The organism is Clostridium luticellarii (assembly GCF_002995845.1).
GTDB classification, from domain to species: Bacteria; Bacillota; Clostridia; order Clostridiales; family Clostridiaceae; genus Clostridium_B; species Clostridium_B luticellarii.
The window spans coordinates 49,328-75,073 of record NZ_PVXP01000009.1; the positions used below are offsets into that span (position 1 = coordinate 49,328).

25 protein-coding genes and 1 riboswitch are annotated in these 25,746 nt (G+C 33.8%); of the genes, 14 read left to right on the forward strand and 11 right to left on the reverse strand.

Going from position 1 to position 25,746, the window contains the following annotated elements; genetic code table 11:
• Positions 1–19: 19 nt before the first annotated feature.
• Positions 20–262, reverse strand: a complete 243-nt coding sequence (locus tag CLLU_RS05190) for a helix-turn-helix transcriptional regulator (protein ID WP_106008514.1) — start codon at positions 260–262, stop codon at positions 20–22.
• 160 nt (positions 263–422) lie between these two features.
• Here CLLU_RS05190 and CLLU_RS05195 point away from each other — a divergent pair, with 160 nt between their 5' ends.
• Together CLLU_RS05195 and CLLU_RS05200 are read left to right on the forward strand one after the other, a co-directional pair.
• On the forward strand, positions 423–851 hold the full coding sequence (locus CLLU_RS05195) for a helix-turn-helix domain-containing protein (protein WP_106008515.1): 429 nt from the start codon (positions 423–425) through the stop codon (positions 849–851).
• A 16-nt stretch (positions 852–867) separates the two neighbouring features.
• Complete coding sequence (locus CLLU_RS05200; RefSeq protein WP_106008516.1) at positions 868–1,308, forward strand: ImmA/IrrE family metallo-endopeptidase; 441 nt, start codon at positions 868–870, stop codon at positions 1,306–1,308.
• Between the two features lie 6 nt (positions 1,309–1,314).
• Here the strand turns inward: CLLU_RS05200 and CLLU_RS05205 are convergent, their stop codons facing one another.
• Positions 1,315–1,503 carry a hypothetical protein gene (locus CLLU_RS05205; RefSeq protein ID WP_106008517.1) on the reverse strand — a complete coding sequence of 63 codons (189 nt, stop codon included), beginning with the start codon at positions 1,501–1,503 and terminating at the stop codon, positions 1,315–1,317.
• A gap of 254 nt (positions 1,504–1,757) precedes the next feature.
• Between CLLU_RS05205 and CLLU_RS05215 the strand changes: the two genes are divergently transcribed.
• From CLLU_RS05215 to CLLU_RS05230, 4 genes are all read left to right on the forward strand, one after another.
• Positions 1,758–2,315: a hypothetical protein gene (locus tag CLLU_RS05215; RefSeq protein WP_106008519.1), complete on the forward strand. Its 558-nt coding sequence runs from the start codon at positions 1,758–1,760 to the stop codon at positions 2,313–2,315.
• A 58-nt stretch (positions 2,316–2,373) separates the two neighbouring features.
• A complete protein-coding gene (locus CLLU_RS05220) occupies positions 2,374–2,694 on the forward strand; it encodes a hypothetical protein (RefSeq protein ID WP_207655946.1) in 321 nt (106 codons plus the stop codon).
• A gap of 78 nt (positions 2,695–2,772) precedes the next feature.
• Positions 2,773–3,027: a hypothetical protein gene (locus CLLU_RS05225; RefSeq protein WP_106008520.1), complete on the forward strand. Its 255-nt coding sequence runs from the start codon at positions 2,773–2,775 to the stop codon at positions 3,025–3,027.
• A gap of 63 nt (positions 3,028–3,090) precedes the next feature.
• Positions 3,091–4,734, forward strand: coding sequence for a recombinase family protein (locus CLLU_RS05230; RefSeq protein WP_106008521.1), 1,644 nt, complete (start codon positions 3,091–3,093; stop codon positions 4,732–4,734).
• On the opposite strand, the gene CLLU_RS05235 is transcribed toward CLLU_RS05230, so the two are convergent.
• Together CLLU_RS05235 and CLLU_RS05240 are read right to left on the reverse strand one after the other, a co-directional pair.
• Positions 4,627–4,998, reverse strand: a complete 372-nt coding sequence (locus tag CLLU_RS05235) for a substrate-binding domain-containing protein (protein WP_146127592.1) — start codon at positions 4,996–4,998, stop codon at positions 4,627–4,629. The two genes, CLLU_RS05230 and CLLU_RS05235, sit on opposite strands and share 108 nt — an antisense overlap.
• A 173-nt stretch (positions 4,999–5,171) precedes the next feature.
• A complete protein-coding gene (locus tag CLLU_RS05240) occupies positions 5,172–9,467 on the reverse strand; it encodes a 2-hydroxyacyl-CoA dehydratase (protein ID WP_106008522.1) in 4,296 nt (1,431 codons plus the stop codon).
• A 306-nt stretch (positions 9,468–9,773) separates the two neighbouring features.
• Here CLLU_RS05240 and CLLU_RS05245 point away from each other — a divergent pair, with 306 nt between their 5' ends.
• The 3 genes from CLLU_RS05245 to CLLU_RS05255 all read left to right on the forward strand — a co-directional run bounded on the left by CLLU_RS05245 (position 9,774) and on the right by CLLU_RS05255 (position 11,839).
• Positions 9,774–10,532 (forward strand): ABC transporter ATP-binding protein, encoded by a 759-nt coding sequence (locus tag CLLU_RS05245; RefSeq protein ID WP_106008523.1) that lies wholly within the window; start codon positions 9,774–9,776, stop codon positions 10,530–10,532.
• Positions 10,532–11,335 carry an ABC transporter permease gene (locus tag CLLU_RS05250; RefSeq protein ID WP_106008546.1) on the forward strand — a complete coding sequence of 268 codons (804 nt, stop codon included), beginning with the start codon at positions 10,532–10,534 and terminating at the stop codon, positions 11,333–11,335. The genes CLLU_RS05245 and CLLU_RS05250 overlap by 1 nt, the downstream gene beginning before the upstream one ends.
• 144 nt (positions 11,336–11,479) lie before the next feature.
• A complete protein-coding gene (locus CLLU_RS05255; protein ID WP_106008524.1) occupies positions 11,480–11,839 on the forward strand; it encodes a tetratricopeptide repeat protein in 360 nt (119 codons plus the stop codon).
• Between the two features lie 42 nt (positions 11,840–11,881).
• Here the strand turns inward: CLLU_RS05255 and CLLU_RS05260 are convergent, their stop codons facing one another.
• From CLLU_RS05260 to CLLU_RS05270, 3 genes are all read right to left on the reverse strand, one after another.
• The gene (locus CLLU_RS05260; RefSeq protein ID WP_106008525.1) at positions 11,882–13,069 is read right to left on the reverse strand and encodes a transglutaminase-like domain-containing protein; all 1,188 of its coding nucleotides are present in this window, start codon (positions 13,067–13,069) and stop codon (positions 11,882–11,884) included.
• Positions 13,070–13,181: 112 nt separating this feature from the next.
• A complete protein-coding gene (gene recX / locus CLLU_RS05265; protein ID WP_106008526.1) occupies positions 13,182–13,823 on the reverse strand; it encodes a recombination regulator RecX in 642 nt (213 codons plus the stop codon).
• Positions 13,824–13,909: 86 nt separating this feature from the next.
• On the reverse strand, positions 13,910–15,142 hold the full coding sequence (locus CLLU_RS05270; RefSeq protein WP_106008527.1) for a M16 family metallopeptidase: 1,233 nt from the start codon (positions 15,140–15,142) through the stop codon (positions 13,910–13,912).
• Positions 15,143–15,293: 151 nt separating this feature from the next.
• On the opposite strand from CLLU_RS05270, the gene CLLU_RS05275 reads away from it, so the two are divergent.
• Both CLLU_RS05275 and CLLU_RS05280 read left to right on the forward strand, forming a co-directional pair.
• Positions 15,294–16,874 carry a DEAD/DEAH box helicase gene (locus CLLU_RS05275; protein ID WP_106008528.1) on the forward strand — a complete coding sequence of 527 codons (1,581 nt, stop codon included), beginning with the start codon at positions 15,294–15,296 and terminating at the stop codon, positions 16,872–16,874.
• A gap of 108 nt (positions 16,875–16,982) precedes the next feature.
• Complete coding sequence (locus CLLU_RS05280) at positions 16,983–17,564, forward strand: flavin reductase family protein (RefSeq protein ID WP_106008529.1); 582 nt, start codon at positions 16,983–16,985, stop codon at positions 17,562–17,564.
• A gap of 77 nt (positions 17,565–17,641) precedes the next feature.
• Here the strand turns inward: CLLU_RS05280 and CLLU_RS05285 are convergent, their stop codons facing one another.
• From CLLU_RS05285 to CLLU_RS05295, 3 genes are all read right to left on the reverse strand, one after another.
• Complete coding sequence (locus tag CLLU_RS05285; protein WP_106008547.1) at positions 17,642–18,103, reverse strand: YbaK/EbsC family protein; 462 nt, start codon at positions 18,101–18,103, stop codon at positions 17,642–17,644.
• Positions 18,104–18,237: 134 nt separating this feature from the next.
• A riboswitch (SAM riboswitch) is annotated at positions 18,238–18,339 on the reverse strand.
• A 105-nt stretch (positions 18,340–18,444) separates the two neighbouring features.
• The gene (greA, locus tag CLLU_RS05290; protein WP_106008530.1) at positions 18,445–18,909 is read right to left on the reverse strand and encodes a transcription elongation factor GreA; all 465 of its coding nucleotides are present in this window, start codon (positions 18,907–18,909) and stop codon (positions 18,445–18,447) included.
• 118 nt (positions 18,910–19,027) lie between these two features.
• The gene (locus CLLU_RS05295; protein ID WP_106008548.1) at positions 19,028–19,630 is read right to left on the reverse strand and encodes a TIGR01906 family membrane protein; all 603 of its coding nucleotides are present in this window, start codon (positions 19,628–19,630) and stop codon (positions 19,028–19,030) included.
• A gap of 353 nt (positions 19,631–19,983) precedes the next feature.
• On the opposite strand from CLLU_RS05295, the gene CLLU_RS05300 reads away from it, so the two are divergent.
• The 3 genes from CLLU_RS05300 (at position 19,984) to CLLU_RS05310 (ending at position 21,836) form a co-directional block, all read left to right on the forward strand.
• Positions 19,984–20,832, forward strand: a complete 849-nt coding sequence (locus CLLU_RS05300) for a YitT family protein (RefSeq protein ID WP_106008531.1) — start codon at positions 19,984–19,986, stop codon at positions 20,830–20,832.
• Between the two features lie 98 nt (positions 20,833–20,930).
• Entirely contained in the window at positions 20,931–21,575 is a 645-nt protein-coding gene (gene uppS / locus CLLU_RS05305; protein ID WP_106008532.1) for a polyprenyl diphosphate synthase, read from the forward strand.
• 99 nt (positions 21,576–21,674) lie between these two features.
• Positions 21,675–21,836: a CDIF630_02480 family spore surface protein gene (locus CLLU_RS05310; protein WP_106008533.1), complete on the forward strand. Its 162-nt coding sequence runs from the start codon at positions 21,675–21,677 to the stop codon at positions 21,834–21,836.
• Between the two features lie 64 nt (positions 21,837–21,900).
• Here the strand turns inward: CLLU_RS05310 and nifJ are convergent, their stop codons facing one another.
• Positions 21,901–25,425: a pyruvate:ferredoxin (flavodoxin) oxidoreductase gene (gene nifJ, locus CLLU_RS05315; RefSeq protein WP_106008534.1), complete on the reverse strand. Its 3,525-nt coding sequence runs from the start codon at positions 25,423–25,425 to the stop codon at positions 21,901–21,903.
• Between the last annotated feature and the right edge of the window lie 321 nt (positions 25,426–25,746).

The following is a 25,746-nucleotide window of genomic DNA, read 5'->3' on the forward strand; positions in this document are numbered from 1 at the left end:
GTAGAATTAAATTATGGAATTATATTGCCTCCCTTCGCTTAGTTCTAGACAATTGTTTGTTGTCTATGATGGTAAAAAAAATTTCTTCTATGGGTTTTTTAAAAAAGTGGGACAACTTTAAGGCTACTCCAAAACTTGGAATCCTATCGCCACGTTCTATATTGGAATATTGCTGTTGAGTTATCCCTACATAATCTGCAATTGTTTTTTGGCTCAAATCGCCTCTTAATTTCTTTAAGTTATTTTTTATCAAACTGTTCACCTCTCTTTATTTAGACAACGTTTAGTTGTCAAACTATATTTATAGTATAAACAACTATTGATTGTTTGTCAATACTTTTTCAAAAACCGGTATTGAATTTGTTGTTTAGTCTTTTTGTAAACAACTTTTAATTGTATATTAACTATAAGGAGTGAAAAATATGGATATAAAAATTTCCACTATTTTAAAGGAATTAAGATATGAAAAAGACGTAAAACAAGAAGATGTTGCAAAGGCTATAGGGATATCTAAAAGCGGCTATGGATATTATGAGCAAGGAAGAAGTATGCCTGATCCGGAAATGTTATTAAAATTAGCCAAATATTTTAATGTATCTGCAGATTACTTACTAGGCAACACCGACATCAAAGAGCCCATAGATGTTCCCCAGGAATATACAGATAAATATAAAGTGACCAAAAGAGATATAAAACAGCATGATGAAGTAATAAAACATGCACAGGCTTTTATGATGGATGATAAGGTTGGAGAAAAAGATAAGGAAAAATTAGTTGCAGTAATAAATAAAATATATTGGGATTCTAAAGCAAAAAACAAAGAAAAATTTGGGAGAAAAAAGAAAAAATAATAAGAGGTGTTTTATTATGATAAATATTCATGCAAGAGTAAAACACCTTATTCAAAAATATGGGACAAGAAATCCAGCAAAAATCATTGCTTATTTGGGAATCAATTTACTATATGAAGATTTAGGAGAGGAAACTAAGGGGTTTTACATTAATTTAATCACAAATAAATATATAGTAGTAAATTCCAACCTAGATGAAGACGAAATAAGAATTATTTTAGCGCATGAGCTAGGACATGCTATGCTCCATTATCACAAGTCTACTTGCTATCTAAGAGAATATACATTATTCCCAAGAGGCAGAACTGAAAATGAAGCCAATAAGTTTGCTGCTGAACTGTTGATTGATGAAAAAGAGCTAGATGAATTTTTATTGTTAGATAATATATGCGTTGATCAATTAGCTTGTTATTATGGAGTTCCTAAGAAACTAATTGAGTATAAATTTAATAAATAAAAGAGCCTATTTTATAAGCCCTTTTAAATCCTTAATGCTCATTTCATTTAAGGCTTTTTCTATTTGATTTTTAGGAATAACTTTAGATGTTAAATACAAAACCATTAATTCAAGTTTTTCTAAACGTCTTTGAAGTAAAAATATAAGAATAATTAAAATAGGAATAATAAAAAAAGTATAAATATGTGTATACAAAATTTTCACCACCTTTGGAGGTATTCCTAGCTGTTTTGTTTGGAATCAATTTTTAGTATTTCTTCATATGTGAGTTTACTTTGTTTCATTAATTCTTCTTCGGTATACATCATTTTCATAAGATTAATGACGTGATGTCTTATTATTACAATGGACTGAAGATCACGCCAACCTACGTATAACGAAATTAATGCAATTATTATTAGTATAATAAGAAGAATAACCAAAATTATCACCACCTTGGAGGTATTTAAATGAGTTTTATAGATCCAAATTCAATCGATCTTAATTCTATAATCAAGCTAGCTTCTGCTTTTAAAGAGCTAACAGCTTTTGCTAATAATATCAAGAATTTTTTTCAAAAAAACTTTTCTGAAAAAGATATAAAAGAACTATTAGACAAGATTGAGTCTAATGATGAACTTAAATTACAATTATATTATATCACAGATAATGTAAATAAAGAACTAACTGTGAAAAAGATAAAATTATGGGTAAATGCCTGTAAAAATTTGTCTAACAATATCTACACAAATGAGGTATTTCTAAAAACGCTTAATAATATGAGCTATCTCGAATACATAGTCTTACAAAGTTATAGCGATAATCCTCAGCCCATAGATATACAATTAAAGAGTAGCACATTAATTGCTAAAAATAAACTTGTAGCTATGGGACTTCTTATAAATGAAAATTACATTAAAAAATCTAAATGGGAAGAATTAAATTCAGAAAAAGAAGTAGAAACTGAATATATCCTATCTGAATTTGGAACCAAAATGCTTGAATTTTTATCTGATTATAAAAAATAACCATAGTATAAATCCACCAAATTCAGATTATACTAAATTATAGGAAGGAATGATATTCATGGATAAAGAATCTTTATCTGCTATCAAACAACTATTAAAGGAGGAATTATCTCCAATTAAGTCCAAACTTGATACTCTTGAGTCTCAGACATCAGAAAACACCCAAATACTTAAAGCTCTTAAATATAGTTCCGAAGTACATAAAGCCGAAGTTGACAAACTGAATAATCAAGTTGCAGAGATTCAAGGTACAGTTAAAAATCTATCTGATAAAATGGATAAAAATTTCTTCGATTTGAATGAAACAAATAAGTCTCTGCTTGAAATGTACGGTGCCCATGAAGCTGAGATAAGAACTTTAAGACGTAAACCAGTTTAAAATACTATTAATAGGAGTTAATTCTCCTATATATTTTTGGCGTACATAGAACTAGTGTTCTGTACCGGAGGGGATAAAGTGATAGCGACTTATAAAAATATTGTACAATTAAAAGATTTACAGTATGAAAAATATGCTGGAATAATAAAAATTATAAATGCCTTTAACTTAGGTATTAAAACTACATATGACTTAGCAAAATACTTACATGTATCAGAAACATTTCTAAGAAACGCTATTAATTATTATAAAATCAAATATGGGCTCTACTTTGAAATAGATACATATATAGTGTATTTTAAGCCAAATTTAGGAGTAATGAAAAAATTTTAATATCATAATATATTTTTGCTTTATCAAGAAATATTAGTTTGTAATAAGGAGGGAAATATTCACATGAAAGCAGCCATATATTCAAGAAAATCAAAGTTCTCTGAAAAAGGAGAATCAGTGGAAAATCAAATAGAGATGTGTAAAGAATACTTGAACAGAAATTACACAAATATCGAAGAAATAAAAGTATATGAAGATGAAGGTTTCAGTGGTGGGAACATCAATAGGCCTGAATTTAAAAAGCTCCTTACTGATGCTAAAAAGAATAAATTTAATGTCCTTATATGTTATAGGCTTGATAGAATTTCCCGTAATGTTGCTGACTTCTCAAATACAATAGAAGAGCTGCAGAGGCACAGTATAGACTTTATAAGTATAAAGGAGCAATTTGATACAAGTTCCCCCATGGGACGTGCCATGATGAATATAGCTGCGGTATTTGCCCAGCTTGAGCGTGAAACCATTGCAGAACGTGTAAGAGACAATATGTTAGAGCTTGCTAAAACAGGAAGATGGCTTGGCGGTACTGCCCCAATTGGATACAAATCCGAAGCAGTAAAATACTTTAACCAGGACGGCAAAGACAAAAAGATGTTCAAACTGACACAAATTACCGAAGAAATAGAAACTGTGAAGCTGATCTATAAACTTTATTTAGAAAAAAGAGGCTTTGCTTCCGTAGCAACCTATTTATGCAAAAATAAATATAAAGGTAAAAATGGTGGAGAATTTTCAAGGGCTACAGTAGAGCAAATTATAATTAACCCAGTATACTGCATAAGTGATGAGAATATATTTAATTGGTTTAAGGATGAAGGTGCCTTGACGTGTGGCAACCCTGATGGAGTGCATGGGCTTATGGTATATAACAAGAGAAATCAAGGCGGTAAGAAGCCAAATCCTATAGATCAATGGATTGTAGCAGTTGGTAAGCACGAGGGAGTCATTTCATCTAGCACATGGCTAAAATGCCAGAATATATTAAGAGAAAACAGAGCAAAGTCTTCTCCTAGATCCGGAACGGGAAATAAATTTCTTTTATCCGGAATGGTAGTGTGTGGTGAATGCGGTTCCGGCATGTCTTCCTGGTCACACTACAATAAAAATAAAGATTTTATGGAGAGATATTATAGATGTAATCTAAGAAACAGAGCCAGCAATAGATGCAGGAACAAAATGCTCAACGCATATAAGGCAGAGGAATACGTGGAAAATTATTTATTAGATTTAGATATGAGTACTTTATTGCATATGTACAAAAGTAATAAAAAAAGAGCCTTGAACAAAAACGCCGTAAAGAATCAATTGTCCAAATTGAAAAAGCAACTTGACAAGAATAATAAAATAATTAAAGGCCTGGTGAGAAAATTTGCCTTAATAGGAGAAGACACCAAATTAATTCAAATAGTGAAAACTGAGATAGATAATACGAATATAGAAAATGATGAAATAAAAAACAAAATATCTGAATTGACAACTTCAATGGAATCTTTTGAAATAAGAGAGGAATTTGTAGGTATTGTAAAAGAGGCTTTATCAAACTTTAAAAAGTTCTATAAACTGGTAGATATAGAAGCTAAAAGAGTTTTGATAAAATCATTAGTAAAAAATATTGTGTGGCATGGCAACACTGAAACCATAGAGATAAACCCAATAACAAACAATAAACCACTGCCTCAAGGTACTGTAAAAAGGCGTAGTAATTAATGCTATTCTTGTTTGTGTTTTTGTAGTGGTTGTATCCGCTCCCTGACCTGTAGTAAGATCTATATTTATGCCCTGTTCTTTGAACATACCCTTGTTTATTGCCACATACATAGGTGCATAAAATGCAGATCTTGCTACCTCATTCAATTTTATATTAACTACAGAACTAGTATCTTTTTTACCATTTCCACAGGCTGTAAAAATAGTAATCACAAATATAAAACACAGTAAAATAGAATAGACACCAAATTTTTTTCTTATCATATACCCTCCGAAAACCAATTTTGATATCCATTCATAATATGACTGACACTAACATTATGTTAAAGCTTTTTTTAAGCACAATACATTGCAATTAAAAATTAATAGTAAAAAGTATATAGTAATGAAGGTTCTCGGTTGAATGCCGAAGACCTTCATTACCTGTCAATTGTCAATTACTTGTTTCCGTCCTCCACAAGTACTGCCTGGGGAATCAGTTTATTTTTGCGGCTCTCTACTGTTACTTCGTCCTCCATGGATTTAAACGCCACGGACAACATAAGTTTAAGCCTGTTTAACTGATTCACTTCACTTGCACCTGGATCATAATCTATAGTGGCAATATTGCTTCCTGGATACCTTCTCTTTAACTCTTTTATCATTCCTTTACCTGTCACATGGTTTGGCAGACACGCGAAAGGCTGCATGCATACAATATTCTTGGCTCCATTTTTTATCAGCTCTATCATTTCAGCAGTCAGAAGCCAGCCTTCTCCTGTTTCATTTCCAATAGACAGTACCTTGGAAGCATCTCCTGCCAATTCGTCAATACCAGATGGCGGCAAAAATCTCTTGCTGTTTTTCAGAGCATTTTTCATGTGGCGTCTGAAATATTCAATAAATTTTATTGCCCCGCCTTTTATAATGGTATCCAGATAACTTCCGGATAAATATCTGTACTTAAATTTGGCATCATAAGCACAATAAAGCAAGAAATCCGTTAGATCAGGAACTACTGCCTCAACTCCTTCTTTTTCCAGAGTATCCACAATATTGTTGTTGGCAGTTGGATGAAATTTAACCAGTATCTCTCCAACTACCCCTACTCTAGGTTTTCGTACATCGGTTATTTCCAGGTTATCAAAATCCTTCACTATGTTGTAGATATTTTCCTTAAACTCTCTGTGAATTCCATTGGCAACATTTTTCTTACACTTTTCAACCCATTTTTTATAGAGCAAATCTGCAGAGCCGGCTGTCTTTTCATAAGGTCGCACTCTATACAGCACTCTCATAAATAAATCTCCATATAAAAGCGCCATCATGGATTTATTTATGAGTTTTGCAGTAATTTTAAATCCCGGATTTTTTTCCATCCCCACCACATTAAGTGATATGACCGGTATATTTTTCATGCCTGCTTCTTTTAATGCCTTTCTCAAAAAACCTATATAATTGGTTGCCCTGCATCCCCCACCGGTCTGGGACATTATTACAGAGGTATTGTTCAAATCGTATTTCCCGGACTTAAGAGCTTCTATAAGCTGTCCCACCACCATTATGGAAGGATAACATGCATCGTTGTTCACATATTTCAGACCCTCGTCAACAGCTCTTTTATCTACTGAAGGCAGCACCTGCAAATTATAACCTGAATTTCTAAATGCCTCCTGCAAAAATTGAAAATGTATAGGTGACATTTGAGGACACAATATGGTATGATTTTTTTTCATCTCTTTGGTAAATACTATCTTCTTATATTCATCCTTAACTCTATGAGCTTTAAATCCTGCCTTTTCTCTCTCCTCAATGGCTGCTTTTAAGGAACGTATCCTTATCTTAACCGCTCCCAGGTTACTTCCCTCATCAATTTTCAATACTGTATATATCTTTTCATACTTGTTGAGTATTTCCTGGGCTTGATCCGTAGTAACTGCATCCAGTCCGCATCCAAAAGAATTCAACTGTATAAGTTCTAGATTATCCTGGGTAGTCACAAAACTTGCCGCAGCATACAGCCTGGAATGATATACCCATTGGTCCACTACACGAAGCGGCCTTTCCACCACTCCCAAATGAGCTACTGAATCTTCAGTAAGTACTGCCATACCATAGGAAGTGATTATATTGGGTATCCCATGATTTATCTCAGGATCAATGTGATATGGTCTTCCTGCCAATACTATACCTTTCTTCCCGGTATCTTTAATATATTTTAATACTTCCTCCCCTTTTGCCCTTATTTTCCTTTTCACTTTTTTATCTTCTTCATAGGCCATGTCTACAGCACTGAATATCTCTTTTTCAGGTATGTTAAATTCCTTTAATTCTTCTACAAGCCGTTTTTTAAGCCTCTCTTTATTATCAAGCGGCAAAAATGGATTTTTAAAATTGATATGTTTTTCCCTTATTATATCCATATTATTTTTTATGACTTCTGGATAAGAGGTCACCATTGGGCAGTTGTAATTATTGTTTGCTTTTTCCTGCTCCTTCTGCTCATAAGGTATACAAGGATAAAATATAAAATTTATTCCCCTCTGTATCAGATTCATTATATGTCCATGTACTATTTTTGCCGGATAGCAAGCTGATTCAGAAGGTATAGTTTCTATGCCAAGCTCATAAATATGTTTTGAAGATCGAGCCGACAATTCCACTCTAAACCCCAGTCTGGTAAAGAAAGTAAACCAGAATGGATAATTTTCGTATATATTTAAAACCCTGGGTATACCTACTTGTCCTCTCTTTGCCTCGGCTTTTTTAAGAGGTATATAATCAAATATTGTTTTATATTTATAGTCAAAGAGATTGGGAATATCTGAAACCTTGTTTTCCAGTCCAGCTCCCCTTTCACACCTATTTCCCGATATAAATTCCTTTCCATCAGAAAATTTGTTTATAGTAATGAGACAATTATTTGCACATTTTCCACATCTTCGCCTAGTTACCTCTGTTGAAAATTTATCTAGTTCAGCCAGCGTAAGCAATGTTGTCTTATGCTGTGGTTCAAATCTTTCCCTGGAAATAATGGCAGCACCAAAAGCTCCCATAAGTCCTGCTATATCCGGTCTTACAACTTCCCGTCCGGATATGAGTTCAAATGCTCTTAATATGGCATTGTTGTAAAATGTACCTCCCTGAACTATTATTTTTTTGCCAAGTTTCTCAGGATCCCTTATCTTTATTACTTTAAATAGTGCATTTTTTATGACCGAATAGGAAAGTCCCGCTGAAATATCCCCTACAGAAGCCCCTTCTTTTTGAGCCTGCTTAACCCTTGAATTCATAAATACAGTACATCTGGACCCCAAATCCACAGGTCTTTTAGAAGTTTCCGCGGACTTCGCAAAATCTTTTACATTCATATTTAAGGATTTGGCAAAAGTTTCTATAAAAGACCCACATCCGGATGAACAAGCTTCATTAAGCATTATACTGTCAATTACTCCATCTTTTATTTTAAGGCATTTCATATCCTGCCCGCCAATATCCAATATGAAATCTACTCCTGGTTGAAAGAATTCTGCTGCTTTATAGTGAGCAATGGTCTCAACCTCACCTACATCTACACCCAAAGCTGCTTTTACAAGTCCTTCACCATATCCTGTAACTGTTGAATTTAATATTTTCACACCTTCAGGCAGTTTCTTATACAGATCTTTTAATATCTCCACTGTGGATTTTAAGGGATTCCCTTTGTTGCTTCCATAAAAAGAGTACAATAAATTTCCATATTCATCAGTCAAAGCTGCCTTAGTAGTAGTAGAACCTACATCTATTCCCAAATAACAGTTTCCATTAAAACCATCCAGATTCCCTTTTTTAACTGAATTCTTACTGTGCCTTTTTTCAAATTCTCTCAATTCATTTTCATCTTTAAAAAGAGGTCTCAGTATTCCCACCTCATCACCGCAGGACCTATTTAAATTAGGAAGCCTGTCTATTAAAGTTTTAAAAGAGATAGGCTCTTTATCCTTAGATGAAATAGCAGCACCAAGCGCCACAAACAGTTGAGAGTTCTCCGGAAAAATCACCTGCTCATCTGTAAGCTTTAAAGTCTCTATAAATCTCTTCCTGAGCTCAGATAAAAAATACAATGGTCCTCCTAAAAACGCCACATTTCCTTTTATAGATTTTCCACAAGCAAGCCCACTTATAGTCTGATTTACTACTGACTGAAATACAGATACCGCAATATCTGCCTTATCAGCCCCTTCATTTAGAAGTGGCTGCACATCAGTTTTGGCAAACACACCGCATCTAGCCGCTATGGGATAAATTACCTTATAATTTTTAGCCAGTTCATTTAATCCACTGGCATCCGTCTGAAGGAGAGAAGCCATCTGATCTATAAATGCTCCAGTTCCTCCCGCGCAGGTTCCGTTCATTCTCTGATCAATTCCACCGTCAAAAAATGTTATTTTGGCATCTTCACCGCCTAATTCTATTGCAACATCAGTGTCCGGAATAAACCTCTCTATAGTATTGGTGCAGGCTACAACTTCCTGTATAAAAGGTATGTCAAGCCATTTAGATACGGACATTCCTCCTGACCCTGTAACCATTATAGTGATATCTGAATCCTTTAGCTTTACATAGGCATCTTTAATAACTTTAGCTATAGTACTTTTTATATCAGAAAAATGCCTCTGATACTTTTGATATATTATACTGTCTTTTATATCTGATATCACTATTTTTACTGTAGTTGAACCTATATCAAGACCTACGTGAAATAAATTTTTCATAATTGATCACCTTTTAAAATTAATAATTTAGACCAAATTCATAGACTTTAAAATGACATAATATCTCTTTGATTGCAGATACATGTACCTATATTATAACATATGTACATGTATCTGCAATTCTAATATATTCTCCACTTTTTGATCTTATAACAAGGTTGTGAATAATATGGATTTTTAACACCATATTGTACTGATTCATATACTAAATTATAATTAAATTTTTTATACCTATTCAATAAGTAGAATCTAGATTAAATGGAGTTCCTCCATGCAAATAAAACACAGTTGTTGGGAGATGATATATTGAATAAATTAGTGGTAAATAACATTTACATGAATTATCATTCACCTAAAAGCTCTACTAAAGCATTGGAAAACATAAGTTTTACTGTAGATAAAGGTGAATTTTTAAGTATAGTAGGTCCCTCTGGATGTGGTAAAACCACTCTTCTAAATATAATATCAGGCATCGTAAAACCTTCTTCCGGTGAAATATATATAGACAATGAAAAATTAACTTCTTTTTCTTCAAAAATGGGGTATATGTTCCAAAAAGATCAATTGTTTCAGTGGCTCAATGTATGGGATAATGTATTCCTCAGCATTAAAATACAGCATAAGCCTGTAGGTAAATATAAAGATAAAATAACTTCCATGTTAAAAAATTACGGTCTATGGGATTTCATTCATCATTACCCGGAAGAATTATCCGGAGGTATGAGACAAAAAGTAGCTTTAATAAGAACTCTGGCACTGGAGCCAGAATTTCTATTACTGGATGAGCCTTTTTCATCACTGGATTATCAAACCAGATTAAATATAAGTGATGAAATATTTAGGATAATAAAAAAAGAGGGCAAAACTGCCATAATGGTGACCCATGATATTTCAGAAGCCATATCAATGTCAAACAGAGTGGTAGTTCTTTCAAAAAGGCCTGCAAAATTAAAAAAGATATACAACATAGATTTTGAAAAGCATCATGATTCACCCCTAAAATCCAGGGAGGATCCCAAGTTCAGAATTTACTTCAACAGTATTTGGAAGGAGTTGAATCATTAATTATGGATTATATAAAAGAACGAGAATCATATTTAAAAAATGTTATAGTAAGGAAGAAAAAAGTCATAATAAGCAGAGTGACGATTTTAATAGCTTTTTTTGCACTATGGGAGATTGCCGGGGATTGGGGATGGATAGATCCTTTTCTCACCAGTACCCCCTCCAGAATGCTGAAAAACCTTATAAAACTATATGTGGAAGGAAATTTATTTAAACATATCGGAATAACTTGTGTTGAAACAATACTGGGTTTTTTACTCAGTACACTTATAGGCACCTTTGTGGCTGTACTTCTCTGGTGGTCTGACTTTATTTCAGATGTACTGGATCCCTATGTGGTGGTATTGAACGCTCTTCCAAAAGTTGCCCTGGCACCTATAATAATATTTTGGGTAGGCAATGGAATGCCTGCTATCATTTTGGTAACTGTATTGATTTCAGTGATTGTAACCATACTGACTGTATTAAGCGGATTCAAGGAAGTGGATAATGATAAAATTAAGCTTCTCCAGACTTTTGGTGCATCAAAATTTCAAATTTTAACCTATCTTATAATTCCGGCCTCCATACCAACTCTAGTATCCTCCCTTAAGATAAACGTCGGACTTTCCTGGGTAGGAGTCATAATGGGAGAGTTCCTGGTGGCAAAAGAAGGTCTGGGATTCCTGATAATATATGGTGGACAGATATCCCAGCTTGACACAGTCATGCTGAGCATAATAATTCTTTCTATTTTAGCTTACGGAATGTATGAAGCTGTATCAATAGCTGAAAAGAAACTGAGAAAAATTATGTTTCACTAAAAGTCCTGTTAAAATGCCGTCATGGCATTTTAACTTTTTCCATAAAAATAAATTGTCACGAAATACTTTGGAATATTTTCTAAAAAAATGGATATAAATTTATTAATGAGACACCAAATAACATATGATCTGAGGAGGAGTAAAATGAATTACTTTCAAAAAGCCAATGAGTATTATAATTCCAGGAATTATAGAAGAGCTATTGATATGTATGAAAAAGCAATTAAAATAAAAGATAATGAATCATCTTCACTGTACAATTCAGCTGTATGTTTTATAAAACTTAAAGAATACAGAAAAGCAATCGATTTGTTAAATTCAGCACTTAAATTAAAGAGAGAAAGTAAATATTTTTTTAATCTTGGATATTGTTATACCATGTTGAAGGATAATAAGAAAGCCCTAATCTACTTTAATAACGCATGGTGCTTAAATAATAAAGACTCAGATTGTGAAAAAGCCATAAATACCATACTTAAAAATTACATAGCAAAATCAAAATAAATAAATACCACTCTTTAAATCAGAGTGGTATTTATGATTTTTCTACCATTCCCCTACTATCTGGGCATTTTTATGATCCACCTGAAATCTTCTGCTGTTAAAATAATTTCCTCCCTTGTAAAAGGTTGTATCTACATTTATCCATTTATTCTGCTCTGGAATATAGACCTGATTCCAGGCATGACTTACCCAGCTTATTCCATTGAATCCCTCTCCGGTTATCAGTCTCACCTTCATATTATTGGCCCTGGCCATGGCCACGTACAAGCAGGAATAATCAAAACAAATTCCTTTTTTAGAATAAAATGTAGGAATAGCTCCTGACTGTACATTAAAATCATTGTTCAATACCCTGTTGGCCTTTTGATTATCATAGTTTATACTAGTTCCTATCCAGTTATAGAGCATCTCCGCCTTCTCCGTGGTATTGCTCCCTTCTGAAGCAAGGTCCCTTGCAAAGCCGTCAATTTCCGAATTTGATTTAACTCCTTCATCCAGGGTGACTCCATTATAATATACTATGGTATTTCCGTTGTTCTTCACCCTGTTTAGTTCACTTACATCCTTTACTTCATTTGAATTGGGCTGCCTTATAACTATCTTAAAGGAATTATCTATTACATTGGGTAATTGTTTCGCAATAGTTGAATTGGTAACAGGTATTATTATCTCCTTGCAAATATAATTATAGGGTTTTGAAACCTCCATATATTTATTCAATTTTGAATTTATATTAAACATGGACATTATATTTAATATAAATGTAACCAAAAGCACATAACATATCGCCTTGGGAATCTGAAACACCATTCCAAGTATTCTCTTAAAGGTATTGCTTCTGGCCCTTAAAGCTCTGTCTATGCCGTCAAGTACAGGATAAAAAGTAAAATAGTTGAACAAATCAAAAAGTAGCTTCATAATTTTATAGCATATAAATACAAAAAGTGGAATTATAACCGCATATACTATAAAACTGTTGCTCTCAAAATATTGTGAAAAATTCACAGGCAGTAAATCGTATATTCTTCTGTATATTCCCCCATCATGCTGTATGAATATTTTTTTACCTAGGTATATACCTGCTATTAAAGATATTATAAATGAAATACTCCTGCCTACGTCATTTATATCTAACTTTAAGGCATTGGAAGAAAATTTAAATAAAAACCCCTTTACAAGGGGATATAAAAATATCAATCCTATCATCAATGTTATAGGATTTATATTCATAATCATATTCACCTCTAAACGGCAAAGCCCTGAAATTTTAATTACAAATTAGTTGTATATAATAAATTTTAAGTTATATTTTCAATACAGTCAAAAGGTAACATATTCTAAATCAAATAAATGAATTCTCCATAATCCTATTCAAAACTTTTTTAACATCCTCCCATGAGTATCCTTTTCTAAGCAGATATGATCCTAATTTTCTATATACTTTATTCCTGTCTTTTTCCGACTTTATTATTGTTTCATATTTTTTTCGCGCAATATTAAAAGCAGTATTCTCTTGAAAGGAACTATCTACCAAACTCAGCTTTTCATCCAGAAGCTCTTTATCTATTCCCTTTTTTATAAGATCATATTTAATCTTGTTTTTACCCTGCGAATTGATCTTTTCTTTTATATACATCTCCACAAATTTATCATCATCTACAAATTTATATTTTTTCAGGAAATCAATAACCTTTGCTACAGTATTTCCATCATATTGCTTTTGAAACAATTTATCCCTCATCTGCTTTTCCGTCTTGTAGTTTCTCTCCAATATTTTAAGAGCAGAATTCTTGCATTTCATATAATTATTCTCATCTATTATACTCTTTAGATACTCTACATCTACAGCCTTCCCTTTAAATATATTAAACGTATATATAAGTTCCAAGCTGCAGGCAAATCCAAATTCTCCGTCTATATATACATTGACCCTTTCTTTATTTCTTTTTTGAATTTCTATTTTAGTAACCAGATGTTTATCCACAATTGCCTCCCTAAATTTTTCCTTAAGCAATTCCACGGTTCATGTGGAGTCTTCTCATAAATAATTCATGAGAATGGACATACAACTCAGGATCTATTCTTCAATATATGAATGGTAGGATCTTTAAAAACAACTTGAGCTACTCTATATATGTCTTCCTTCCTTATACTCTCAATTTCTTCTATGTCATAGATGAATTTATATATACTGTCTCCCTTTATACATTGATGCAGCACATAATTTCCTATATCCGTAGGATCCTCCAGAGTAAATATCACTCCGGTCCTCAAGACTTTTTTCATCAAACTCATTGTATCATCATCAAAATCTATTTCTTTATTTTTTAACCTGTCTATACAATCTTCAATAACACGGATGGCATCTTCTATGTTTTCTTCTTTCACAGAAGTATATATATACAAAGTTTTCACCCAATCCGACAAATCCAAATCGCTGTACACGTCATAAGCAAGTCCTTTTTCTTCTCTCAATTTTCTGAATAAAATAGAATTGCTGCTCTCTCCAAATTTATGATTTAATATTCTAAGTGCCAATTCCTCTTTTTTACCCAGTCCATAGAAGGTAAACAAATATATTATTGTACTCTGTTCTATATCTTTTTTATAGGAAAATTTTTTACAGGGATGATTTTTTTCAACTATCACTTTGTTCCTGTCAAATTTCCTGAATTTCCATTTTCCAAAATATTTTAATACCAGATTGTAGATATCTTCATGTTCACAGGAGGAAACCACAGATATAAAACAATTATTAGGTACATAATACCTGTTGTAAAATTCAATCAAATCATCTCTCTGAAATTTGCCCACCCTGTCTTCATTTCCCGTTATATCATATCTCAAAGGTCCTTTTCTAAATGCCGCTTCATTTATTTTTCTGAAGCTGTATTCCTCAATGTCATCTCTATTGCTCCTTATTTCCGAAATTATCACTTGTCTTTCCTTCTCAACTTCCTCACCGGGAAATACAGAATTCATGAGCATATCTGAAATAATATCCATAGACCTTTCTAATTCTATCCATAATGATGTAATACTATACACCGTAGCGTCATTATCAGTATAAGCATTGTATTCCCCGCCTAAAGCTTCCAAATCCATATTAAGTCTTTTATTATTTCTAAACTGTGTGCCCTTAAAAAGCATATGCTCGATAAAATGAGATATACCCTTTTCATGTATATCTTCATATATGGCACCAACTTTAACACCTGCATGCAGTGCTGCTATCTGGGTGTCTCTTTTTATAGAGACAAGTTTTATGCCATTAGGCAGGATACTTTCCTTAGCATCAAACATATAAAATTCTCCTTTAAATATATCAGTACATTCTATTATAGTTTATATCAATATAAATAAAAAGAGATTATCAAATTAAAATTTGATAATCTGTATATACTATGATATGATAAGTTTTGTTTTGTAATATAAAAAAGAAAGAGGAATTTTAATGAAAAATATTAGTTTTAATGATTTAGGTTTACACTCTAAAATCCTCCAGGCTATAGATAACATGGGGTTTGAAGAACCATCACAAATCCAGGCGGAATCAATTCCTGTAATACTAGAGGGTAAAGATGTGATAGGTCAGGCACAGACAGGTACAGGAAAAACTTTAGCTTTTGGAGCACCAATGCTCAGTAAGATTGAGCCGAGATGCAAAAACATTTCTTCTATAATAGTGACACCTACCCGTGAACTTGCCATTCAGGTAAATGATGAGTTATCCCGAATTGCAAAATTTAGAAAAATAGCGCTGCTTCCAATATACGGCGGCCAGCCCATAGAAAGACAGATTAAATCTTTAAGAAGAGGCGTAGATGTGGTAGTGGGCACACCAGGACGAATATTGGATCACCTACATAGAAGAACTCTGGATTTAAGCGGCATAGAATTTTTGATAATAGATGAAGCAGATGAAATGTTAGACATGGGCTTCATAGAGGATATAGAAAATATAATAAAATCCTGTAATTCAGACAGACAGACACTGCTCTTCTCCGCTACCATGCCAAGTCAGATAAAAAGATTAGCTTCAAAATATATGAAAAATGATGCAGCATATATAGAAATAGCAAAAAATACTTTGACTGTTGAAAAGACCAAGCAATATTACTATGAAATAAAAAACAAAGACAGATTTGAATCCCTATGCAGAATTCTGGATGTAGATGAACCTTCCAGTGCAATTATATTTTGTAGAACCAAGCGAGGCGTTGATGAACTTGTGGAAGGACTTCAGTCCAGAGGATACAATGTAGAAGGCATGCACGGAGACATGGGACAAAATCAGAGATTAAATACACTTAGGAAATTCAAAGATGCTTCCCTCGATTTCCTAGTTGCCACAGATGTAGCTGCCAGGGGAATAGATGTTGAAAATGTTTCTCATGTCATAAATTATGATCTTCCACAGGATACAGAATCCTATGTACACAGAATTGGAAGAACAGGAAGAGCCAATAAAGAGGGAATTGCATATTCTCTGGTGACTCCCAAAGAATATATACTGCTGAAGCAAATAGAAAAATTCACCAAGAGCAAAATAAAGAGAAAAGAAATTCCTACAGTAGATGATATATTTGAAGCTAAATATAAAAATATAGAAAAAAAGATAAAAGATGTACTATCTGAAGATAATTACAAAAACTTTGTTCCAGTGGCAACAGAGCTGGACGAGGAATATAATCTGGTGGATGTAGCTGCCGCTCTCATGAAGATAATTTTCGATAAGGAATTAAGCTTTAATTACAAGGAAAACTCCATAAATGTGGAAGAAGAAAACATGAGATTATTCTTTTCCATAGGAAGAATGGATAGTATAACTCCAAGAAAATTGTTGAAATTCATAACTGAAACCTCTTCAATAGAGGCTTATGAAATAGGTGATATAGATATACTCAATAAATTTACTTTTATAAGTGTTCCTGAAAGGGTTGGAAATGTCATACTGAAGAAATCAAATGGCAAAAGGCTCCAGGGAAGAAGAGTTTCTGTAGAACTGGCAAAAAGCAAAAAATCCCACCATTAAATTGATAAATCGCATAGATACCAGAGTTTTAAGCCCTATTGCCATTAAATACGTCTAAATGGTTTCCTGGGGCTTTTTTATTTAGGACAAATCAATTAGGAGGCATATATGGATAAGTTGAATTTTAAAGGAAGCGCAATGTTAAACCCAACTCCAGTAGTTCTTGTCACTTCAAGAAATAAGCTGAACAAATTAAATATTTTTACAGTTGGATGGACCAGCACCGTTTGTACCAAGAAACCAATTGTGGCCATGGGAATAAGGCCTGAAAGACTTTCTTACAGCTATATAAGGGAAAGCGGTGAATGTGCCATAAATCTTCCTACAAAAGATATGGTTCGAATTGTGGATTACTGCGGTGTGGTTTCCGGGAAAAAGGAGAACAAGCTAAAGCATTTCAATCTGAAGCTCAACAAAGGTGTGTCCATTTCCACTCCTTCTCTCGAAAAATCTCCCATAGCCCTGGAGTGTAAGGTAAACTCCATTGTACCTCTTGGAACCCATGATCTATTTTTACTTGAGGTTTTAAATGTAAAAGTGGATAAAAAACTGCTGGATTCCAATAATAAAATACATTTTGACAGAGCAAATCTTATCTGTTACAGCCATGGAGAGTATTATGGCTTAAATTCAAAGTCTCTTGGTCATTTTGGCTATTCAATCAGAAAGAAAAACAAAGTCCCCAGATAGGGACTTATTCAAAGTTCAATTTTGATGAATTTTCGGTTTTAACCGAAAATCATCATCAATTGTATATTATGAGGCAATCAATCTTCACAAACATCTATCCACTCTCCATTGACCAGGTTGCTGATTATCTCCGGCTTTATTTTAAGTGCAAACTCCTTTGAACCGGCAGCAGGATATACATACTGAAAATCCTTTATAGATTTATCCAGATATACCTTAATGGGGTTTTTCAATCCAAAAGGGCACAATCCTCCTACAGGATGCCCTGTAACCTCCAGTACCTCGTCATGATCCAACATCCTTGCCTTTGTTTTAAAAAATTTTTTGAACTTTTTATTACTTACTCTCAAATCACCTCTCATGACTATCACTATATCTTCATCTTTAAGCTTAAATGCCAGGGTCTTTGCTATATATTTAGGCTCCGTATGTATAGTCTCTGCAGCCTGTTGAACGGTGGCACCGCTGTCTTGAAGTTTGAACACCGGATTCTCCATACCCCTATCTAAAAAATAGTTAACTACACTTTCTACACTCATCTTCAATTCCTCCAATTTTTTAATTAAGTAATTCTTAAGTTCAAGCATGATGTGGTACTTTAAATTAAATTTGGCAGCATTCATATAAAAAAATCTCCCCATAGATAAGCTATAAGAAGATTGTATACTCATATGTCTTATCTTCCAGGTATTACCTGCTGGAATTAGCACCTTAAAATCTAATTTTAGGTTGCCGGACATCATGGGGCCAGTCCCTCAGTCTCTCGCGATAAGAATTTTAATATTTAATTAAATAAAGGATACCAAAACATTGATTATTTGTCAACTCATATCTTTATAAATAAAAATATTCCGCCAGATAAAATTATCCAGCGAAATACTTACAAGAGTTTTTCTACCTCAACATCATAGTTGCCATCTGGCGATACAACCGTTGCCTTCTCCCCTACTTTCATTTTAAACAAAGTTTTCCCGAGGGGTGACTCTATACTTATCTTCATATTCTTCACATCTGATTCCACGGAACTCACAAGAGTAATCTTTTCAACTTCATCCACATCACAAAATTTTACTTCTGCCGTTTTATTTATATCGAATACATCTTCATCCTTTGAACTCTCTATTATTACAGCATTTTTAAGTTGATTTTCCAGTTCCTGTATTCTAGTTTCAGTCATGGATTGATCGTCTTTAGCCGCACTATAATCAGCATTCTCACTAAGATCTCCCTGGGCACGGGCAGATTTTAAAGCGGCTTTTATCTCCACCCTCTTTACAGTTTTTAAATATTCCAATTCCTGTTCAAGTTTTTTCTTTCCTGCTTCCGTCAAAATTACATCCTGCATAAATGATTCACCTACTATTCTAAATTTTCTATAGTGTAGTCATAAAATTCATTACTATTTTATTATAATATTACTAATTGAATAATACAACCCAAGTTCCGGGCAAGTACAGCAAAATTCAAGCCAACTTTTTGTAAATAACTCTTAAAGTTAATATACTTATACTTATAAATATCAATATCAATAATGCAGAATGATAAAAAAACTCTTGAGGAAGTATGTTTATAATAGGATCTAATTTAGGATCAAACAGCCAATAGTTGTTTTTAAAAAATATCTTGTGAAATACTACAAAAGAGATGTTAAAATTTATGATAAAAGCTATTAGAGGAATTGTTATAAATGCCAAAAGTACTAGATAGGTTCTTTTAAAAAAATTAAAGCTTCTATTTCTTATATTGAAATATAGACCTACAGCATTTATAATACCTGTTAGAATCAATAGAATATCTATATAATTAAATATCCTTTTTACTTCTTCAAAATGAATTTGCCCATACCTTGAATAGTGCATTGACGGAAGATCAAATTCTACATGTGCTGGGTTCAATATATAATTTATTATATAGTTATAATTATTTATTATCTCAGTTCTACTAAAGCCTGAGATTTTTTCAATTTTTAAATATTGAACATCAAAATAATACAGAGGCTTGAACATAAGTGTGAATTTTATTGATATTAAAATAATAAATAGAGCAAATATCAAAGATAAAAACATTTGAAATATATTATACGGTCTTTTACTTAAACAATTTTGTAAGGACACTGACTACCTACCCCCCAATTTAAATTTCAGAATCAAACTGATATATTTATAATTCTACTTTTAAATTTAATATTTTGCCATAGCCTATTAAAATTTTTTTATATTATGAATTGAAGTGAAGTTGAAAATATATTGACAGGAGAATATTTGCAATCATATAATGATATCATGGTGATGTTTTAAAAGACATACACACAATATTTACAATTTTGTATGTATGATAGCATATAAGAATCTGAGAACAGCTGCCCTTGGATTTTATATGCTTTTTTGAATGTATAAACCGGTGTCAAGGAGGGGATTGTATGAAGATAAATGTAAAAAATGGCTTTCTGTTGTTTGCAGGTACATTTCTTGTGGCTTTCGGGACCTATTTCTTTTTGGCTCCAAATCATATAGCAGCTGGCGGAATAAGTGGTATTGCCATAATCATAAATACCATATTCCCCAGTCTTCCCATCGGCCTGCTGATGATAGGCATGGAAATCATATTATTTACCATTGGAATCATAGTAATTGGCCCTGTATTTGGAGGCAAAACCATACTGTGCAGCTTTTCTATCTCTGCACAGATACTGCTGCTTGAAAAAATATGGCCGAACATAAAGCCCCTGAGCAGTGATGTGCTGGTACAACTTATACTTGGTATTTTGATATGTGGGATAGGAATGGCCATAGTATTTAATTTAAATGCCTCTACCGGAGGTACAGATATAATAGCAAAGATAATAAACAAATACACAAAAATAAGCATAGGCAAATCCATATTGGTAGCTGATATCATAGTAACCATTGCCGCTTCCATAGTGCTGGGGGTAAGCGAGGGTATGTATGCAATTCTGGGAGTAATAATGAATTCTACAATAATAGATAAATTTATAGTCAGCCTGAATTCTTACAAGCAAGTGGCCATAATAAGTGCCGATGGTAAAAGTATAAGGGATTACATTGTAAATGAACTGGACAGAAGTGCCACAATTTACTACGCCAAAGGTGCCTATAAAAATGACAAAAAAGAAGTTATAACCACGATTCTGGAAAGAAAACAATTTTTAAAATTGAAGGATTATATAAGAAGTCTAAACCAGAAAACCTTCATAACCGTAAATGATATAAATGAAGTTCTGGGAGAGGGATTTAACAGCATAATATAGTCAACCAAAAGGGAAACCTAATTTATTTTGCATATTTCAGAATACTAATTCAGATTATTGTCAATAATTTAAATTAGTATCAACAAGGGGGAATAAACATGAAATTGCCAAATCATATAGGTATAATTCCTGATGGAAACAGACGATGGGCCTGCAAAAACAACATGGAAAAAGAAAAAGGATATGAATTCGGCCTGATTTCAGGTATAAAATTATTTAAATGCTGTGAAAAACTAGGAATAAAGGAACTGACTTATTATGGTTTCACTACAGACAACACCAAAAGGCCATCAATTCAGAGAAAAGCTTTTACAAAAGCTTGTGTAAAGGCAGTAAAAATGCTTTTTAAAGAAAATGCTTCTCTTTTAGTAGTTGGAAACACCAACTCTCCCATGTTTCCAAAAGAACTCCTTCCCTATACAGTTAGAAAAAGATTGGGAAATGGTGGAATGAAGCTTAATTTCTTAGTAAACTACGGTTGGGAGTGGGATCTGGGAAAAAGTGTGGATTGTCATTTCACAAACAGATCCTCCATTATTTCAAACTTAAACTCCCATGACATATCCAGAGTGGATCTGATAATAAGGTGGGGCGGAAGGAGAAGGCTAAGCGGCTTTTTACCCGTTCAGTCCGTATATTCGGATTTTTACATAATAGACGATTATTGGCCAGATTTTAAAAATGAACACCTCATGCAGGCACTGGAGTGGTATAATCACCAGGATATAACCCTGGGCGGCTGATGATTTTTTCAAAAAATCAATTAATACTATTAATTGAAAAATTTCTCACTTATATATCGTGATTTTATGAAAATACTAAAGATGAGGTGATATTAAACCATGTCAAAGAATAAAAAAAACGGTGCTAAAAAAATCATAGAAAATCATAAAACTGCAGCTTGGGCAAATATTACCAAAACCAAATCCGATTCCAGGGTACCTATTCCAAATCAAAATGAAATTGATAATTCCAAGGAATGGGTAGACAGCAATGAAAAATAAATAGTTCTATCAAGTATTAAAAAATTGTGGATCTCCATAAAAGAGGAGTCCACAATTTTTTAATCTAATACTGTATTTTAGATAATTTACTGTATATGTCATATCTGTCCATGGCATTTTTTTCTGACAACTTAAACAGTTCATCCACCCTTTCCGGAAATGTGTTTTTGAGAGATGAGAATCTTATTTCTCCTTCTATATAATCCCTGAAAGGTAATTTAGGAGGTTTAGAATCTAAAATAAATGGGTTTTTATTCTCCAATTTCAATAGAGGATTAAATCTATATAAATGCCAATAGCCGGATTCCACTGCCTTTTTTTCTTCAGCCATACTGGTTCCCATACCAGTTTTTATACCGTGATTTATACATGGGGCATAAGCTATTATAAGAGAAGGACCTCTGTAATTTTCGGCCTCTGTTATAACTTTCAGAGCATGATTCATGTTTGCGCCCATGGCAATCTGTGCCACATACACATAGCCATAGCTCATTGCCATCAGTCCTAGATCTTTCTTTTTAAGTACCTTACCCGAAGCTGCAAATTTTGCCACAGCGCCAGTTTGAGTTGCCTTCGAGGACTGTCCCCCTGTATTTGAATACACTTCTGTATCCATTACAAACATATTTATATCTTCTCCGGAAGCCAGCACATGATCTACACCTCCAAAGCCTATATCATATGCCCATCCATCACCGCCTATCATCCATTGGGACTTCTTTACCAGATAATCCTTTTTATCCATTATTTCTTTTAATACAGGTTCTTTTGTATAATCATAGGATTCAATTGACTTTATCACCTTTTCGGAGGAAACCTTAGATAAGCTTCCATCTTCCATGGTATTTAGCCACTCACTGAATGCCTCTTTAATATCATCATGCCTGCAGTCCTTTAAATAGGAGGTCATAAGGCTCTTAAGTCTTTCTCTCATCTGCTTCACTGCTAGAAACATACCATAACCGTATTCTGCATTATCCTCAAAAAGTGAATTTCCCCAAGATGGTCCTTTTCCATTTGAATTTTTAGTATAGGCCATAGATGGTGCACTTGCACCCCATATGGACGAGCAGCCTGTGGCATTTGCAATCATCATTCTCTCTCCAAAAAGCTGTGTCAGAAGTCTTATATAAGGAGTTTCACCACACCCAGGACAAGCTCCGTTAAATTCTAGAAGCGGTTTTACAAACTGACTCCCTTTTAAGGTATTCCTGTTCATTATATCTTCCTTTGGAATTACACTCATAGCATAATCCCAATTTTTTGATTCAGCTTCAATCTTTTCTTCCAGAGGTTTCATCACAAGAGCTTTTCCCGGTGCAGGACATATATCCGCACAATTTCCACAACCGGTACAATCCATGGGACTTACCTGTATGCGAAAATTCATTCCCTCCAATCCTCTACCCACAGCTTTTTTGCTCTCAAAGCTTTCAGGTGAATTTTCCATTTCATCTTTATTTAGGAGAAAAGCTCTTATGGTAGCATGCGGACATACAAAAGCACATTGATTACACTGTATACATTTGTCAATCTGCCATTCCGGTATGGTAACAGCTATGCCTCTCTTCTCATAGGCTGTAGTCCCAACAGGGTAAGTTCCATCTGGCATATTCAAAAAAGCACTTACAGGTAAATCATCTCCTTCATTTTTTGCCATTGGTCTTTGAATGTTTCTGACAAAATCCGGTTCATCTCTTATTACCTCCTTTTCCTCCACAGCCTCATTCCACTTTTCAGGCACATTCACCTTTTGAACCGATTCCAATCCCATATCTACAGCTCTGTAATTCATTTCAACTATATTTTTCCCCTTGCGGCCATAGGTTTTTTCTATAGATTCCTTTAAATATGAAATGGCACTTTCAATCGGTATAACATTGGCCAGCTTAAAAAATACTGACTGCATAACCATGTTTATTCTTCCGCCCAGCCCGATTTCTCTGGCAATTTTAACTGCATCCACAATATAAAATTCTATATTATTTTGTGAAATATATCTTTTCATGGATGCAGGGAGTTTTTCATCCAGTTCCTCCATATCCCAGGGACAGTTTAATACAAAAGTCCCACCTTTCTTGAGTCCTTTGAGTATGTCATAGTTATTTATAAAAGATCTGTTATGACAGGCTATATAGTCTGCACTGTTTACAAGGTACGGCGATTTAATCAGTTTTTTCCCAAATCTTAAATGGGACACCGTGGTTCCTCCGGATTTCTTGCTGTCATAGGAAAAATACGCCTGAGCATAAAGCTCTGTATTATCACCTATTATCTTTACAGCAGATTTGTTGGCCCCTACAGTGCCATCGGAACCAAGTCCCCAAAATTTACAGCTGATAGTTCCCGGGGGAGTGGTTTCTATTGTGCCGTAATCTTTCAATGAAGTATTGGTGACGTCATCTATTATACCAATAGTGAATCTTTCCTTCGGTTCAGCTTCTCTCATATTTTCAAATACAGATAATATCTGTGAAGGGGTAGTGTCTTTAGAGCCAAGTCCATACCTTCCCCCCAATATCAAAGGCGCATTCTGCCTTCCATAGAACACCTTGCATATATCCAGATACAGCGGTTCTCCAACAGAACCAGGCTCTTTAGTTCGGTCCAAAACCGAAATTTTTTTAACAGTAGAAGGCAGTACATTTAGAAAATGTTCCTTTGAAAAAGGCCTGTAAAGATGAACTTTTATACACCCCACCTCCTTACCCTTATCCATGAGATAATCCACCGTTTCATCAATGGTGTCACATACGGAACCCATGGCTACAATCACACACTTGGCATTCTCATGTCCGTAATAATCAAAAGGTTTATATTTTCTTCCGGTTATCTTATTTATTTCTCCCATATACTTTTCCACAATATCAGGAACTCTTTCGTAAAACTTATTTGAAACCTCTCTGCTCTGAAAATATATATCCGGATTTTGTGCTGTTCCCTTAATTGAGGGGTGTTCTGGATTTAATGCCCTGTCTCTGAATTCCTGTATTGCCTTATAATTTACCAGAGGTTTTATATTTTCGTAGTCCATTACCTCTATTTTTTGATATTCATGAGAGGTCCTAAATCCATCAAAAAAATGTAAAAATGGTACTTTGGATTCTATAGCACTTAAATGAGCAACAAATCCCAAATCCATTGCTTCCTGAACATTGGAAGATGCGAGAAGGGCAAAACCCGTCTGTCTGCAGGCCATTACATCCTGGTGATCTCCAAAAATGGAAAGTGCATGGGCGGCAACTGCCCTGGCGCTCACATGAAATACTCCCGGTAAATGCTCTCCGGCTATTTTGTACATATTGGGTATCATGAGTAGAAGGCCCTGGGACGCAGTATAGGTAGTAGTCAATGCTCCTGCTGCCAGAGAACCATGTACAGCTCCTGCTGCCCCCGCCTCCGACTGCATTTCAGCCACTTTTACAGTCTGACCGAAAATATTTTTTTTCCCATGAGCAGACCATTCATCCACACCTTCAGCCATGGGAGTAGATGGAGTGATGGGATATATGGCCGCTACCTCAGTAAATGCATAAGAAGCATATGCCGCAGCCTGATTACCATCCATAGTCTTCATATTTTTAACCATAAAACTTGTCATCCTCCTTTATTATTTATAGATAGATATGTATAATATTCATAGAGCTGATCAGCTCTATAAATTCTCTCCACCTTTATTTTAGAAAACAAATCATTTTAAAATTTTAAGGCAGAAAGTATACCCTCTTCAATTTATTATTTGGAATATAAAGATTCTCATACATACAAATTTCAAAAATATTATATTTTTTCGCAATCACATTTAATTATTTTCATATATACTAAATGGGCGGATAAATTTTTATGTGAAATTTTAAAATTGATTTTCTTTATCAATTGATAATATATATTAGCCCGTATTTCTATTGAC

Coding starts and splice junctions, on each gene's coding strand:
- CLLU_RS05195 (WP_106008515.1), top strand. CDS start 423: ATGGATATAAAAATTTCCACTATTTTAAAGGAATTAAGATATGAAAAA.
- CLLU_RS05200 (WP_106008516.1), top strand. CDS start 868: ATGATAAATATTCATGCAAGAGTAAAACACCTTATTCAAAAATATGGG.
- CLLU_RS05215 (WP_106008519.1), top strand. CDS start 1,758: ATGAGTTTTATAGATCCAAATTCAATCGATCTTAATTCTATAATCAAG.
- CLLU_RS05220 (WP_207655946.1), top strand. CDS start 2,374: ATGGATAAAGAATCTTTATCTGCTATCAAACAACTATTAAAGGAGGAA.
- CLLU_RS05230 (WP_106008521.1), top strand. CDS start 3,091: ATGAAAGCAGCCATATATTCAAGAAAATCAAAGTTCTCTGAAAAAGGA.
- CLLU_RS05235 (WP_146127592.1), bottom strand. CDS start 4,998: ATGATAAGAAAAAAATTTGGTGTCTATTCTATTTTACTGTGTTTTATA.
- CLLU_RS05240 (WP_106008522.1), bottom strand. CDS start 9,467: ATGAAAAATTTATTTCACGTAGGTCTTGATATAGGTTCAACTACAGTA.
- CLLU_RS05255 (WP_106008524.1), top strand. CDS start 11,480: ATGAATTACTTTCAAAAAGCCAATGAGTATTATAATTCCAGGAATTAT.
- CLLU_RS05260 (WP_106008525.1), bottom strand. CDS start 13,069: ATGAATATAAATCCTATAACATTGATGATAGGATTGATATTTTTATAT.
- CLLU_RS05270 (WP_106008527.1), bottom strand. CDS start 15,142: ATGTTTGATGCTAAGGAAAGTATCCTGCCTAATGGCATAAAACTTGTC.
- CLLU_RS05275 (WP_106008528.1), top strand. CDS start 15,294: ATGAAAAATATTAGTTTTAATGATTTAGGTTTACACTCTAAAATCCTC.
- CLLU_RS05280 (WP_106008529.1), top strand. CDS start 16,983: ATGGATAAGTTGAATTTTAAAGGAAGCGCAATGTTAAACCCAACTCCA.
- CLLU_RS05285 (WP_106008547.1), bottom strand. CDS start 18,103: ATGAGTGTAGAAAGTGTAGTTAACTATTTTTTAGATAGGGGTATGGAG.
- greA (WP_106008530.1), bottom strand. CDS start 18,909: ATGCAGGATGTAATTTTGACGGAAGCAGGAAAGAAAAAACTTGAACAG.
- CLLU_RS05295 (WP_106008548.1), bottom strand. CDS start 19,630: ATGTTTTTATCTTTGATATTTGCTCTATTTATTATTTTAATATCAATA.
- CLLU_RS05300 (WP_106008531.1), top strand. CDS start 19,984: ATGAAGATAAATGTAAAAAATGGCTTTCTGTTGTTTGCAGGTACATTT.
- uppS (WP_106008532.1), top strand. CDS start 20,931: ATGAAATTGCCAAATCATATAGGTATAATTCCTGATGGAAACAGACGA.
- CLLU_RS05310 (WP_106008533.1), top strand. CDS start 21,675: ATGTCAAAGAATAAAAAAAACGGTGCTAAAAAAATCATAGAAAATCAT.
- nifJ (WP_106008534.1), bottom strand. CDS start 25,425: ATGGTTAAAAATATGAAGACTATGGATGGTAATCAGGCTGCGGCATAT.